Raw genomic sequence first — 14,296 nt, 5'->3', positions numbered from 1 at the left:
GATTGAACACAAATGAGTAGTAGGGGAAGCAACTGATTCGAATGTTCAATCTCATTTTTAGTTTTATTGAGCATGTATAAGTTAACGTATTGATTGGTTGTTATATTGTTGGGACAAGATGAGATTCGTAATGAGCCAAGCAATTTGTATAATAAAAGGAACTAAAAAGACAATTCCCATAATAATGATGCTTATCCACTTTAATTCAGGTGTTTGTGTGACGCCGGCGGCATCTACAGAACGGTTCCAAAGGAATAAAGTTATGCCTATGAAACTTAAAACGTCAATAATGCTTACTATCCACCAAAAAATCCACGAAATCTTCATAATATCCTCCGTTTCATTCATAAATGTTTTACGCTTATTTAAAGAAATATCTATTATGCTCATCTTCTAGATTATCAAAAGAAGAATCATATGAAAAACCTAAGCTCAATGCTGTTTTTATAGAGGGTTGATTATCTTTTTTTGTAAGTGCAACCATTTTAATATGATCATTAATGCAATTCATTTCTAAATAATTTATTACTGAGACACATGCTTCTTTTGTATAACCATTTCTCATAAATTTAGGGTTGATGCGGTAGTATAAGTTGAGATAATTTTCGTTTACTATTTTTTTATAACGGAATCCACAGACGCCAACAAGTTCGTGATTTTTAGTAAGCATTAAGAAATATCCGAATCCATAATTTTCCCAGTGTGTTAACCAATCATTGAGCATAGCTTTAGTTTGTTCTATATGATTATGAGGCGCTTTAGGGCTATATAAATAGGCTTGAGGATCGGAGTGAATATGATGTAAATCATCTAGATACTTAAAGTCAGGTTTAGCTAAATATAAGTTTTCAGTTTCAATAATCATTTCCAACATTACTCCTCCTTATAAACTAAATATATTTATGATATAAATTTCAGGTTTAACACTACAGTAAAATAAGTTTTCGAAGATATTTTTAAGATTCATAAAGCTTGAAATGTGTAAATATTCAATTTGTTTAAGTAACAAAATTTTAACATATTTAGTAATTTGAATTCTCTTTATTATGAATGATAAAAATTAGAAAAAACACGGGAGTGGGACAGAATTCTTTTTAAATTCGTCGTCCGACTCCCAGCTTGCTTTGCTTGTAGAATTTCTTGATGAAATTCTCTTTGCTGGGGCCCCGACTCCCAACTTGCTTTGCTTGTAGAATTTCTTAGTGAAATTCTCTTTGTTGGGGCCCCGTCCGCAAGGATGACTAGAACTGGAAAAAGCTTGATTTAAGCGTATTTTCAGTTCAGTCAGCTACTGCGAATTTGCAAAATAACATTATTTTATTATTTATGTCCCAGGCTCGCCAATTATACATATATTAGATTGATGCTAAAATAACAACAAGGTTGATAATGATTATTTACTAGAATGTGATGTGGAATTTAAATTCAGTTTATGCATAATAAAATCTGCAATGACCATTAAAGAAAACATAATAATTAAACTCATAGTAACGTCACTAGTGAAATGTGCTCCTATGCGAACGCGACTTATTGCCATTAATATGCTGTATATTAATCCAATCGTGAACATGATTTTTCGTGATGATAGTTTTTTAAAATAAAAAGCTAAAAACATGAGAAAGGCACCATTTCCCGTATGACCTGATGGGAATGAACTATGACCTGTATTGCCGTTAATTGTGAGCCAATTAGTAAAATGTGCCCCTTTGTCGCTAAGTTCGTATGGTCTCACACGTCCCCAAAGTTCTTTCATATTATCCACGAGTTCTAAACCAATAAATAATACCATAAAACTAATGACAGAAACTTTAAATAATCTATCGAGTTCAGATAAGTCTAGATTTTTTAACCAAAATTGATACAAAGCAAAAGCAATGACTAACAAAATAATAAACGAAATCAAAAAGCTTAAACCAAGTGATAATGCATTTCCAGCGTTTCCTTCATTATTGGCCATACCCATAGGTTTGTGATGTTTAATATTATTAGATGTTGATAATATGTATTGAACTGTTTCAGATATAAGTGAATTTGTTTTAATGAGTGTAAACACAAATGTAAGTAACATAATAATTACTTTAGCAAAGGTATTTTTTAACGTTTTAATGATATAAAAGTTAAAAACAGTCATAGAAATAATTAAAATTAATGTGGGTGGAAATAAACCATAATTTTGAAATAGAGTACCAAATATAGAATTTTGATCAATAAAGTGACTAGATATGGATTGATCTGCAAATGTTGCGATAAGAATAACGAGTATTAAAATACTAAATGTTATAAGTGATAATTTTCTTGAAATAACCATTTTAAACCTCCTTTAATATTGTGCAAAACGTAAAGATTACTGTTTAAACAACTCTTATTAAAGGATAGTAGTCCAACTTTAATTAAATATTAGTTAAATTTTAAGTTTATGTTAAGGTCTTATCTTTAAATATTGGAATGATTAAAAGAACTGGCTTTATAGTAATAGAACATTAATTTTTTATATATAATAATTTTTTATTTCCATAAATTTTAATAAAAACGTTTTCATTAAGATAACTTTTGAATGGAATCATTTATTTGGGGTAAGTATACACATAAATAGTCAATGTAAAAACGCTCGAACTTTTATTGACTAAAATGATTTTAAAAGGATGATTCCAATGAAAGGCATTGAATTACTTAACAACCCATTTTTGAACAAAGGAACAGCATTTACACAAGAAGAAAGAAAAAAATTGGACCTAGATGGTTTACTTCCGGCGAAGGTGCGTACGATTGAAGAACAAGCACAACAATGCTACGAACAATTTAAAGCTAAAAAGACAAATTTTGAAAAACGTCTATTTTTAATGTCCATTTTTAATCGAAATAGAACACTATTTTATAAACTAACTTCTGAACATATCGTAGAATTTATGCCAATTATTTATGATCCTGTGATTGCAGAGTCTATTGAAAATTACAATGAGAACTTTAGTCGTCCACAAGATGCAGTATTTTTATCAATTGATCATTCTGACAATATTGAACAAGAATTGAAAAATGTTTCAACTGATCGAGATATTCGATTAATTGTTGTTACAGATGCAGAAGGGATTTTAGGCATAGGTGATTGGGGTGTCAATGGTGTCGATATCGCAATAGGTAAATTAATGGTTTATACTGCGGCAGCGGGAATCAATCCATCTCAAGTATTGCCAGTTTCATTAGATGTCGGTACGAATAACGAACAGTTATTAAATGATGAATTGTACTTGGGAAATCGTCATAAGCGCGTAGATGATGAAACATATTATGCATTTATTGATAAATTTGTTAATGCTGTGCGAAAACAATATCCTAACGCATTATTACATTGGGAAGATTTTGGTAGAGGCCATGCTAAAAATATATTAGATAAATATGAAGATGTGTTACCTACATTTAATGATGATATTCAAGGTACTGGAATTGTAGTGCTTGCAGGTGTTTTAGGTGCATTAAATATTTCAAAAGAAGATTATACCCAACAAAAATTCTTAATATATGGCGGTGGAACTGCTGGCATGGGTATTACAAATATTTTGAAAGATGAAATGGTTAAACAAGGGTTATCGGAAGAAGAAGCGCATCAACACTTTTATATTATGGATAAACAAGGGCTATTATTTGATGATATGAACGATTTAACTAATGCGCAACAAGCATTCGCTAAAAGTAAGAAAGATTTTTCTGATGAAATGAATTGGAAAAATATTAAAGACGTGATAGACAAAGTCCAACCTACTGTATTAATTGGTACATCTACACAACCAAAGGCGTTTAAAGAAGACGCTATAAAAGCAATGTTAAATTATACAAAACGTCCATTAATATTTCCACTTTCTAATCCTACAAAATTGGCTGAAGCAACAGCCCAAGATTTATTGAAATGGACTGATGGGCAAGCTTTAATAGGTACAGGCATACCTTATAAAGATATTGAGTATAAAGGAACAAGTTATAGTATTGGACAAGCAAATAATGCATTAATGTATCCGGGATTAGGCCTAGGATTAATCGCTTCGAAAGCAACTCGATTAAATCAACAGATGCTGTCAGAAGCGAGCCATGCACTTGGAGGCATGGTTGATGCGGATGAACCTGGTGCTGCAGTATTACCCCCAGTAGAGCAAATCCAACAATGTTCGCTTGCTATTGCGAAAGCTGTAGCACATAGCGTTATTGATCAAGGATTAAATAGAGAACCTATTGATGATGTAGATAAAGTGATTAATGAAGAAATATGGAAACCAGAGTATCAATCATACATTTAAAGTTTGTAACATGAAAAGAAATGAATAGCTAAATGAAATGTGAATGGGTTAGTAACTATTTTATTAATAATGTTTGCTAACCCATTTTTTAGTAATATCTCGTTTGTACTTATGCTCATTTACAAAAAAGAATATAAGTGATTTTGAATAATTTATATAAGATTTTAAGATGAATTGGCATTCTTATAAAATGGTAACAATTTAATTTGATTTGTATAAACAATAGTGCAAGTTAGTTAATTCATAGTCAGAATAATGGTAAAATTATAAGTAACCAATTAAGAGTTTAAGATCAATCATTTGTGGATATAATTAGACATAAAAAAACTTTATCAAGCAAATCTTAATTCTTTAATTAAATATGACATATAATGGGGTGGAAGTTTGGAAATATTTGAAACGATTCTAATATTTCTGGCTGTAGTTATAGTAAGCTCCTTTGTTCATACTCTTATTCCTAAAGTGCCTCTGGCATTCATACAAATTGCGTTAGGAATGCTCCTCTTTTTACTACCAGTACCAGTAGAATTTAACTTCGATTCAGAACTCTTCATGGTAGCAACCATCGCACCGTTACTATTTGTTGAGGGAGTTAATGTCTCCAGAGTTCATTTACGTCGTTACATTAAACCAGTGATGTTAATGGCATTAGGACTAGTCATTACAACTGTTATTGGTGTAGGACTCTTTATTCACTGGATTTGGCCAGATTTGCCAATCGGAGCAGCGTTTGCTGTTGCTGCCATTCTATGTCCTACAGATGCTGTAGCAGTTCAAGCTATTACACAAGGTAAGGTTCTACCTAAAGGTGCTATGACTATTTTAGAAGGTGAATCATTACTTAATGACGCAGCTGGTATCATTTCTTTTAAAATTGCAGTTGGTGTGTTAGTTACTGGCGCTTTTTCTTTAGTGGAAGCGGTCCAACAATTTCTTGTTGCTTCAATTGGTGGCGCTATTATCGGTTTAATCATTGGTATTGCACTTGTAAGATTTAGATTAACGCTTACTAGACGCGGTATTGAAAATATCAATATGTTTACATTCTTACAACTACTAACACCGTTTGTTACGTATTTAGTTGCAGAAATGTTTCATGCCTCAGGTATCATTGCTGCTGTAGTTGCTGGTTTAGTTCATGGATTTGAACGTGATCGAATTACACAAACACGTACACAACTTCAAATGAGCTACAACCATACTTGGAATATCTTAAGTTATGCGTTAAATGGCTTTGTTTTTTCAATATTAGGATTTTTAGTTCCAGAAGTTGTTGGGAATATTGTAAAAACTGAACCACATAACTTGTTATTTTTAGTAGCGATTACTGCACTTGTTGCATTGGCTGTTTATCTATTTAGATTTATATGGGTGTACGTGTTATATCCACTATTCTATTTATCAGTCAGTCCTTTCCAAAAATTAATGAATGAGGAAGGCGACGACAAGAAAAAAGAGAAACCACCTAAACGAAGTATGTATGCTCTGATTATGACATTATGTGGTGTCCACGGAACTATTTCGCTGGCTATCGCATTGACGCTACCGTATTATTTAGCTGATCATCATTCATTTACTTTCCGCAATGATTTACTCTTTATTTCATCAGGTATGGTTATCATTAGTCTTGTATTAGCGCAAGTCGTGTTACCGTTTGTCACTGCAAATAAACCGAAACCTAAAATTGGAAGTATGAACTTTAAGGAAGCCAGAATATATATACTTGAACATGTTATCGATTACTTAAATCAACATTCATCATTTGAAACAAGTTATAGATATGGAAATGTTATCAAAGAATATCACGATAAACTGACATTTTTGAAGTCAGTTGAAAAAGAAGATGAAAACTCTAAAGAACTAGAACGACTACAAAGTTTAGCGTTTAAAGTTGAAACAAAAACACTCGAAAAACTTGCGAGTGAAGGTGAAATTACGGCTAGTGTTTTAGAAAACTATATGCGTTATGCTGAACGTACACAAGTTTATCGTCAAGCATCATTAATTCGTCGTATGATTGTAATGGCAAGAGCATTACTATTAAAACGTCGAATTCGTACACGTACGAATGCTGCATCTTCACTTAGTGTTACAGATAACTTAATGGAATTATCTAAGATTAATAAAATCGTACACTATAATGTAGTGAGTCGTTTAGTAGATGAAGCGAATGAAGATAATAAATTAGAGGTAGGTATGATTTGTGATGGTTATCTTATGAGAATCGATAACCTATCTCCATCTAATTTCTTCAATACACGTGCAGAAGATTCTATTACAAAGATTAAATTGAATGCGTTAAGAGAACAACGTCGTATTTTAGCTAGTCTCATAGATGATGAAGAAATAACTGAAAGTACGGCATTGAAACTTAGAGAAGCAATTAACTATGATGAAATGGTGATTGTTGACAGTTTAACTGACTAGTTTAATTCGTGTTATTAAGAAGTGAGTATGAGTTTGGCAGATAGAATCTAATTATTGACTAGACTGCAAATTCATAGTTGCTGACACTGAACTAAGAAGGCGTTCATGCCAAATTGTTTTAGTGCATGTCATTCTTGGGAGTGAGATGAATGAATTCGTAATGAAATCATTCTCACTCCCATTATTTTTTGAAAATGACAGCACGCAACTTGTTTGCGATATACATATTTGTAGAACGTATATGGTCCTGCATTTTAAAAATGAGTCAATAACATTCGTAATCAATTCGTGATACAATAAGGTGAATGTATGTGTGAGGTGAAATGATGTTAACTGAAGAAAAAGAGGATTATCTAAAAGCAATCTTGGCTAATGATGGTGACAAATCTTTCGTTTCAAACAAAAAATTATCTCAGTACTTAAATATTAAACCTCCATCGGTTAGTGAAATGGTAGGGCGTTTAGAGAAAACGGGTTATGTGGTAACGAAGCATTACAAAGGTGTGAAGTTATCAGATGAAGGTTTAAAACATACCCTTGATATTATTAAACGTCATCGTTTGTTGGAGCTTTTTTTAATAGAGGTATTACACTATAATTGGGAAGAAGTGCATCAAGAAGCAGAAATCTTAGAACATCGTGTTTCTGATTTATTTGTCGAAAGATTAGATAATCTTCTGAATTACCCTGAAACGTGTCCGCATGGTGGCATTATTCCGCGTGATAATCATCTTGATGAGAAATTTACGGTGTCATTACTTGATTACGAACCGGGGGACAAGGTTGTTATTCAACGTGTACGTGATAAGACAGAATTACTTGTTTATCTCTCAAGCAAAGACATATCGATTGGGAATGCAGTTGAAATAATGACGAAGGATGATACTAATAAAGTCATTATCGTTAAACGTAACGATGTTATTACGATTTTAAGTTATGATAACGCGATGAATATCTTCGCGGAACGTGCATAAATAGAAATAAAAAATCTCCAATAAGGACAATGTGATGTTGAATCCTTATTGGAGATTATTTTATGGAAAATCATCGATTAAAGTATGAATTGAAACATGAGATAAATCGCGAATAGATTAATCGCAATCCAAATTGTGCTATATACGATAGTTGGAATGTGTGTAATTTCTGTTAAAGTACTTCCATCCCAACTAGGTCTTGGTCTTTGAAAAGTAAGCTTGAATATCGTCCAACTTGATTGGAGTACTTCGCCAAGTAATACGCCTAAGATAAGATGGTAAAGTAAAACAACTAAGTAATAGAACATCATTTGATTATCATGTTGTACTAAAAAATATAACAATGTGATAAGTATGATAAGCACCACAATAGGTGACAGTTTACGCGAAGTAAGTACTAAATAATAGATAAAAATAAAAATATAGGACACGAGAAAGAGACTTGGATGACCATAATGTGCAACACTGATACCAATTAGTAGCATGATAGGTGGCATAATATAACCACCTAAAGTAGTAATGAATTGCCCAATCAGACCTTTAGATTGAGTGATAGCATAACCTTGCTGCATCGTTTGTAATCTTTCACTGGGGCGCGTGACGATAACTAAATCTTTTGCGCGACCACCACTAAGTTTATTAAATAATACATGACCGAATTCATGTGTGAGAACTGGGATATAATTGAGATAGACATCTAAATATTGATTTATTTGACGATGTCTATTTTGGTGAATCATAATATAAATAATCGCAATAATAATGATTAAGTATATATTTAACGCAATGATTGTTGTAAAGAAATTTTCTAAATAGACCATAGTTGACCTCGCCTGAATAAGGATTATAGTATCTATTATAAGTCAAAAGAGGTGCGTTGGCGTTTGGACTTTAGCCTTATTTTCTAGAAACTTGAAATGTAAATTAAAGATGAGTTAGCTTTTTTAAAATTTGTAAAAAGAAATTAGTATGTATTTTTGTTATATTTTCATATAATAGATGCATATGAAATTGTATGGACAGTAAGGAGAATGCTTAAATGCATAATCAAAAAGAAACAACAAACAAAGTAGATATTTTAGGTGTTCAATTTGACAATGTAACTATGATTGAGATGATTGAGTACGTTAAGTCATTTTTCGCTCAAGATGCTAAAGACAATTTATTTATCGTGACTGCTAATCCTGAAATTGTTGATTATGCAACGGAACACGTGAGTTATAGACAGCTGATTAATAGTGCGGATTATGTCGTTCCAGATGGTACAGGTGTCATTAAAGCTTCTAATCGTTTGAAAACACCATTAAAGAGACGTGTGCCTGGAATTGAATTGATGGATCATTGTTTGAAAATCGCACATACGAATTACCAAAAGGTTTATTTACTTGGAGCAAAAAGTGAAGTTATAGAACTGGCATGTGATAATTTACGTCATAAATATCCTCAAGCTGAATTTGATTATCACCATGGCTATATTAACTTAAATGATGAAACAGTTATTAAACGTATCCAACGTTTTAATCCTGATTATATTTTTGTCGGAATGGGTTTTCCTAAACAAGAAGAATGGATTCAAAAGTATCGTCACACATTCGAGCAAACAGTATTGATGGGCGTTGGAGGATCATTTGAAATATTTAGTGGTACTAAAAAGCGTGCACCAAAATTATTTATCAAACTCAATATCGAATGGGTTTATCGTTTGTTAATAGATTGGAAGCGTATTGGACGTTTAAGTAGTATACCTAAATTTATGTTTAAAGTATTTAAAGTAGAAAGAAAAATGAAAAAGAAAAAATAGGAGAAGATGGTCAGGGATTACCATCTTCTCCTATTTTGTTTAAGGGGAGAACAATGCATCATCACATTTGAACAGGGATAATATGTGATGATGACTATTTTTGTGATTGCAAATCATGTTATAATTTTTGATCTTTACCGAGCTTCGATTTGAACAGGGATAAATCGAAGTATATATTTTTTCATTTAAGATATGCGTGTTTTCAAACTTATTAAGTCTATTCTGACACCTAACAAGCTATAACACTTAGATAAATTTTATATTTAAATTTTTAGGGTTGTTTTCTACTATAAATAAGATTAAGCAAATATAGGCATACATGAATTCAGGGATAGTCTTGTAATACTATATAACTTGCTCTAATAAGAAATCTTTACGAATAATCAAGGTCTATTTTAAGTATTGTGCTTATGATTAAACTTTTAACGTGTATAAATGCTATTATTTAGCAGTGTAACTTGAACTAGAGATTTTACCACTAGAAACAATAACATCTTTATCTTGGAAAGGTTCGTTATTAAAGAAGCGGTTTAAAATATCTTTTGTACCATCTTCAATACGTTTTTGAGATTCTAAAGTCATACCAGAATAATGAATGGTCATAGCATTTCTTGGCATAGTTCTCCAAGGGTGATTTTCTGGGGCAGGTTGTGGGTACCATACATCACCAGCGTAGCCTTGGATGTGACCACTGTTAACAGCTTGTACTAAAGCTTCAGTGTTAACAATTTTACCACGTGCTGTGTTTACTAAATAGCTTCCTTCTTTCATTTTACTTAAAACGTCTTCATCAAATAAGTTATCTGTTGAAGGTGTAAGTGGTGCATGAATTGTAATGGCATCACTAGTTTTAATTAATGTGTCGAAGTCAACAAATTTAGAATTTTCATTGTCTTTTTGATTGATTGGGTCATAATGTTGAATTGTAACGTTAAATGGTTTTAAGCGTTCGGCTACTAATTGACCGATACGACCAAAGCCGAAAATACCAATTGTTTTATTTTGTAATTCACGTGCTTGATTACCTACTTTAGATAAGTCCCATTCGCCTTCGACAGATTGACGATGACCTTCCATGAAGTTACGTAAAACAATTAATAGATCCATAACTGCATGTTCAGCAACACTTACTGTATTACTACCTGTTACTTCAACAACACCAACATCATGTTGACTTGCTGCTTCTAGATCTACGTGGTCAGAACCAACACCAGCAGTAATCGCTAATTTTAAGTTTGGTGCTTTTTCAATACGTTCTTTACTCATATAAGCAGGATAGAACGGTGCACTTATAATAATATCCATATCACTTAAGTGTTTATCTAAATCTTCTTCGCCATCTTTTAAAATAACCAATTCATGTTCAGTGTCTTTTAAAAATTCTCTTAAACCAATTGCTTTTTCAGTGTTAAGTAATTGATTGTCTAAACCTTTATCTGTTTCTGGGAATAATGCTACTATTTTCATAAATATACACTCCTAAATTTAGAATTTTTCTAGTCTTTCTAGTAATTCTGTGTTGAGAGCACTTATAACGTTAAAAAAACTCGATACTTGATTTGCGTAACCACCTCCTTTAAGTGAATAAAAATTCAATAGAGAGGGTTAGCAAACAGCACCGAGTACCTTACACCAATCCCAAAAAATAATGATGTGTAATGTTGCATCATCTTTTAATGTTCAATGTTATTAAATTATGTATCATATATATAATTGAAGTATTAATCTTCAATTGATTGATCAAAAACAAAAATTGAAATTACTTCATCGTTTTCTAGGTCAACGTCAGTAAATAATTTCACAAATTTAGCGCCAACTAGCTCTTCCATTTCTGTTGGAGGTTGACGTTTGTATAAATCTTTTATTTCTTCTGTACGTCCTTGTTTAAGCATACTCTCGAAATCTTTGTTTTGCAAATAAAAATTCTCAACTTTACTTAAACTACCAGTCATATGACATATAGCCCAATTATCCTTAAAGAAAACTTTAATATTTTCTGGACCTTTACCAATATATGATTTTCTATAAGCACGCACCAAATTCGCAAATTGTTGTGTCTTATTATTTGAGGCTATAATCGTCACCTTCTTTAACTATAGCAATAAAATTTACTGTCTATATTTATAGTATAACGGATAGTTTTATTTTTAAAGTATTTAACTCACAAAAATAATGATATTTTTAAAAAATTTGAGTATTTATTCATTCTTATGTGATTTAAAAGTTGATTAGATTAAATTTATCGAGTTACATAAATCAAATTGATTATAAATTGGTAGAAAGCGATTGGAACAAAATTCTTCTGAATGCGTTGTCCCCAGTTTGTTTGACTTGAAGAATTTCTTAGTGAAATTCTGCTCCGCCTATAAAGAAGACTAGAACTGAGAAAAGCTCGATTTAAAGCATCTTCTCAGTCCTAGTCAGCGACTGTGCATTTGCAATGTAGCCTTTTAATATAAAGTTTCTCCAAATGCTTTGTGTATCATCTTATATTTTATTTCACAATAAAACGTTTTTCGTCTAATTGTTTTCTAAAAGCTTTTTGATCAGCTTTTGATTTCTTCTTGAAGTCTTTTAAGAATTGCTCATATTTTGGTAAAACGTCATCTAATTCACCGTATTCCTTCAGTTTGCCACCTTCGATCCAAGCAATCTTAGTACAAAATTCACGTACTTGTCGGATATTGTGACTAACGAAGAAGATCGTCTTATTAGCTTCTTTAAATTCATAAATCTTATCTAAACATTTTTGAGTGAACGTTTGGTCACCAACTGATAAAGCTTCATCGATAACTAGAATATCAGGATTGATTGTAACATTGATTGAAAATCCTAATTTCGCACGCATCCCACTTGAATAGTTTTTAACGGGTTGATGAATAAATTCGCCTAATTCACTAAATTCTATAACTTGAGGCATAAGCTCTTTAATTTCTTTTCTTTTAAAGCCCATGCATAACATTTTAAATTCGATATTTTCCACACCAGTTAAACGTCCATTTAAACCAGCATTAATAGCAATGACGCTAACTTCACCGTTACGTTCAATGTTGCCAGAAGTAGGGGAAATGGAACCACCAATCATATTACTTAATGTAGATTTACCAGAACCATTAATGCCGACTAAACCTACAACATCCCCCTCGTGAGCTGTTATAGAAACATCATCTAAAGCGAAAAAAGTATTGTTTTTGTTCTTAGGGATCAGGGCGTCTTTAATGCGTTCTTTATTATTGCGATAAATGCGATATTCTTTTGTCACATTATTGATATTTACAGATACGCTCATGATTATTCCTTCCTTATAAAGAGTCATATAGATTATAATACATCACACAACAGTTGTTAAATTTATTAACCTAGTGTAAAGTGTATAAGAGATTTTGTATGATTTTTTGTAAACAATAAGTAGATTTTACTTTTTTTGGAAAATGAAGTCCATAGTTAAGGCTCTTTTTTATATGTTAAACTTCATTGCAATATTAAATGATACAATTTGTACGTAATAATTATATTAAACTTTTACGGAAATGTTATATATAATGTAGTTATTCGAATTATAGATTAAAATATTTAAATACATTGTGGATATTTAATTGAAAGTGTGGTTAATTTCAATGTCGGCTGTTGGCTCTGTTTTTAAAGAACATATCAAGAATTTTTATTTAGTGCAAAGACTTGCACAATTCCAAATTAAAATAACGAATACGAATAACTATTTAGGTGTTGCATGGGAGTTACTTAATCCTGCATTACAAATCATGGTATATTGGTTTGTATTTGGTATGGGGATTAGAAGTAACCAACCCGTACATGGCATTCCATTTATTTATTGGTTATTAGTCGGAATTAGTATGTGGTTCTTCGTCAATCAAGGTATTTTAGAAGGTACGAAATCCGTAGCTATGAAATTTAACCAAGTTGCGAAGATGAACTTCCCACTATCCATTATACCAACGTATACAGTAACGAGCCGATTTTATGGGCATATTGGCTTACTTTTGATTATTATTGGTATATGTATGGTAAATGGTATCTTCCCATCTATCCATATTATACAGTTGTTAATATATGTACCACTGACATTCTTCTTTACAGCATCAGTGGCTTTATTCACGTCTACGTTAGGCATTATAGTGCGTGATACACAAATGATTATGCAAGCATTGTTAAGAATTTTATTTTACATGTCACCGATATTATGGGTACCTAAAGATAATGGAATAGGTGGTACAATTGGAGAAATTATTAAATTTAATCCAGTTTATTTCCTAGCTGAATCTTATCGTGCGGCGATTCTTTTCCATGAATGGTACTTTATCGGTCATTGGAAATTGTTATTATATAATATTATTGTTATTTTAGTTTTCTTTATTTTAGGATCAATTTTACATCGTAGATACCGTGATCATTTCGCTGATTTCTTATAATTTTTAAAAAGTAACATACAGAAATCGTTGGAAATTCGGTTAAAAATACAAAATGTAGATTTTACTCGTAGATAGTATGACAAGAATTGAACGCGCTAAATAGCAATGCATGTCGATTTAGTCAGCTATGTCCAAATGAAAAATCGGAGCCTTGGACATAAATGATATAATGTTATTTTGCAAATGCGCAGTAGCTGACTGAACTGAGAAGGTGCTTAAATCAAGCTTTTCTCAGTTCTAGTCATCCTTGCGGGCGGGGGCCCTAGCAAAGAGAATTTCACCAAGAAATTCTACAAGCAAAGCAAGTTGGGAGTGGGACGACGAATTTAAAAAGAATTCTGTCCCACTCCCTTTTTATATACAAAGCAACTTTTTAAA

Annotated in this window: 12 protein-coding genes; 5 read left to right on the top strand and 7 right to left on the bottom strand. The window is 31.8% G+C overall.

Annotated elements, in window-relative coordinates:
- Nucleotides 1-81: 81 nt before the first annotated feature.
- From HYI43_10530 to HYI43_10520, 3 genes are all read right to left on the bottom strand, one after another.
- Entirely contained in the window at nt 82-327 is a 246-nt protein-coding gene (locus HYI43_10530; protein UDI78971.1) for a DUF3923 family protein, read from the bottom strand.
- Between the two features lie 34 nt (nt 328-361).
- The gene (locus tag HYI43_10525) at nt 362-874 is read right to left on the bottom strand and encodes a GNAT family N-acetyltransferase (protein UDI78970.1); all 513 of its coding nucleotides are present in this window, start codon (nt 872-874) and stop codon (nt 362-364) included.
- Nucleotides 875-1,393: 519 nt separating this feature from the next.
- The gene (locus tag HYI43_10520) at nt 1,394-2,308 is read right to left on the bottom strand and encodes a phosphatase PAP2 family protein (protein UDI78969.1); all 915 of its coding nucleotides are present in this window, start codon (nt 2,306-2,308) and stop codon (nt 1,394-1,396) included.
- Between the two features lie 343 nt (nt 2,309-2,651).
- Here HYI43_10520 and HYI43_10515 point away from each other — a divergent pair, with 343 nt between their 5' ends.
- From HYI43_10515 to HYI43_10505, 3 genes are all read left to right on the top strand, one after another.
- A complete protein-coding gene (locus tag HYI43_10515) occupies nt 2,652-4,286 on the top strand; it encodes an NAD-dependent malic enzyme (GenBank protein UDI78968.1) in 1,635 nt (544 codons plus the stop codon).
- A 384-nt stretch (nt 4,287-4,670) separates the two neighbouring features.
- Nucleotides 4,671-6,713 carry a sodium:proton antiporter gene (locus HYI43_10510; GenBank protein ID UDI78967.1) on the top strand — a complete coding sequence of 681 codons (2,043 nt, stop codon included), beginning with the start codon at nt 4,671-4,673 and terminating at the stop codon, nt 6,711-6,713.
- A gap of 326 nt (nt 6,714-7,039) precedes the next feature.
- On the top strand, nt 7,040-7,687 hold the full coding sequence (locus tag HYI43_10505) for a metal-dependent transcriptional regulator (protein UDI78966.1): 648 nt from the start codon (nt 7,040-7,042) through the stop codon (nt 7,685-7,687).
- Nucleotides 7,688-7,764: 77 nt separating this feature from the next.
- Here HYI43_10505 and HYI43_10500 read toward each other — a convergent pair whose 3' ends face one another.
- Nucleotides 7,765-8,508: a M50 family metallopeptidase gene (locus tag HYI43_10500; GenBank protein ID UDI78965.1), complete on the bottom strand. Its 744-nt coding sequence runs from the start codon at nt 8,506-8,508 to the stop codon at nt 7,765-7,767.
- Between the two features lie 218 nt (nt 8,509-8,726).
- On the opposite strand from HYI43_10500, the gene HYI43_10495 reads away from it, so the two are divergent.
- Nucleotides 8,727-9,488 carry a WecB/TagA/CpsF family glycosyltransferase gene (locus tag HYI43_10495; protein UDI78964.1) on the top strand — a complete coding sequence of 254 codons (762 nt, stop codon included), beginning with the start codon at nt 8,727-8,729 and terminating at the stop codon, nt 9,486-9,488.
- 441 nt (nt 9,489-9,929) lie between these two features.
- Here HYI43_10495 and HYI43_10490 read toward each other — a convergent pair whose 3' ends face one another.
- The 3 genes from HYI43_10490 to tagH form a co-directional block, all read right to left on the bottom strand.
- Nucleotides 9,930-10,955: an NAD-dependent formate dehydrogenase gene (locus HYI43_10490; protein ID UDI78963.1), complete on the bottom strand. Its 1,026-nt coding sequence runs from the start codon at nt 10,953-10,955 to the stop codon at nt 9,930-9,932.
- Between the two features lie 254 nt (nt 10,956-11,209).
- Nucleotides 11,210-11,563 carry a DUF2294 domain-containing protein gene (locus HYI43_10485; GenBank protein ID UDI79302.1) on the bottom strand — a complete coding sequence of 118 codons (354 nt, stop codon included), beginning with the start codon at nt 11,561-11,563 and terminating at the stop codon, nt 11,210-11,212.
- A gap of 419 nt (nt 11,564-11,982) precedes the next feature.
- Nucleotides 11,983-12,777, bottom strand: a complete 795-nt coding sequence (tagH, locus tag HYI43_10480; GenBank protein ID UDI78962.1) for a teichoic acids export ABC transporter ATP-binding subunit TagH — start codon at nt 12,775-12,777, stop codon at nt 11,983-11,985.
- 328 nt (nt 12,778-13,105) lie between these two features.
- Here tagH and HYI43_10475 point away from each other — a divergent pair, with 328 nt between their 5' ends.
- Entirely contained in the window at nt 13,106-13,918 is an 813-nt protein-coding gene (locus HYI43_10475) for an ABC transporter permease (protein UDI79301.1), read from the top strand.
- Nucleotides 13,919-14,296: the final 378 nt, after the last annotated feature.

Source organism: Staphylococcus taiwanensis, assembly GCA_020544305.1.
Classification (GTDB): Bacteria; Bacillota; Bacilli; order Staphylococcales; family Staphylococcaceae; genus Staphylococcus; species Staphylococcus taiwanensis.
This window is presented reverse-complemented; position numbering and strand designations above follow the sequence as displayed.